Source organism: Variovorax sp. P1_H2 (assembly GCF_056405295.1).
Genome location: NZ_JBFUCJ010000288.1, coordinates 1 through 1101, shown reverse-complemented (window position 1 = coordinate 1101; position 1101 = coordinate 1). Strand labels below are relative to the sequence as shown.

General features: G+C 62.6%; 1 pseudogene. It reads right to left on the bottom strand.

The features are described from left to right. Positions 1-1101 (bottom strand): annotated as a pseudogene (locus AC1D2E_RS35920) (hypothetical protein); the annotation flags it as partial.

The following is a 1101-nucleotide window of genomic DNA, read 5'->3' as shown; positions in this document are numbered from 1 at the left end:
CACTGATGCTCTTCCGGGCCTGCCCCTTCGTCTCCTCGCTGACATTGGGATTCAGCAGTAGTTGCTCCAGTCCGGCCCGGGTTTGTTCCAAGGCCTGCTTTTCGATGAGTGAACTGCGTTTGAGCTCACCGGTGTTGTTGGCGCTCTTGAGGTCGTACTCCTGCATGACGCGCACTTCGCATCCGGGATCCTTCGCGGCTTGACACTGCTTGATCTTCTGATCGCGGCTAAGCAGGTTGGCGGCCGTAAGGTAGTTGTTCGAGGTCTCGTTGAATCCTCCGGCGGCGCCTGCCGCACCACCCGTGGCAGCTCCAATCGCAGCTCCCGCCGCCATGACCAGCGCTTCCTTGACCGGCAACGGAATATCAAGATTGGCGATCTGTTCGCCGATGATGGAAATGGCGGCACTGGAGCTCGCAGCTCCGGCTGCGCCACCGACGCCCCCGCCCAAGGCTCCAGCGCCCGCATGCGCAGCGATCCGATAAGCGCCGCCTTCCTTCCAGTTGTTCTCGATCTCGTTGGCTTGYGCGTACAGATCGGCCTTCCTGGCGGGGTCCGTTTCCTGGGCCGCCTGCCGATACAGGTCCTTTGACTCCTCCAGCTTTTTGTTGGCGTAGTCGCCGACGGCTGCGCTGGCGTTCTTTCCGAACTCGGCTGTGATCTGCGCCTGCGCCTGCACGTCCTTGATGATGCTGTTGGTGTTCCAGTCCTTCACCAAAGTCCCGGCGCTGCTGTTGTTGCCCGTCCTGACGCTCTCGTCGCCCGCGATGCCGCTGATGCCCGACTTTGTGATGCTGCCTTGACTGCTGTCTGAGCTACCGACGCCCGCGCTTCCGCCAGGTCGACCGCTGGCTTGGGCGCCGTCGGCCGCTTGCTTGTCCGCAGGGCTGCTGGCTCCGCTTTGATCGCCCGCCGCAAACCCAACATTGCCGCTGACGGCATAGCTGCTGCCTTCCGACGTGCTGCGGTTCACGATGTCGCTGATCGACAGGCTGCCGGACTTGAAGCTGTTGTTGCCCGCGTCGATCGCTGCCTGGGTGCTCTCGATGACGCCGCCCTTGAGGTCCGTGTTGCCCTTGACGTTGACGTTGAATCCGCCGT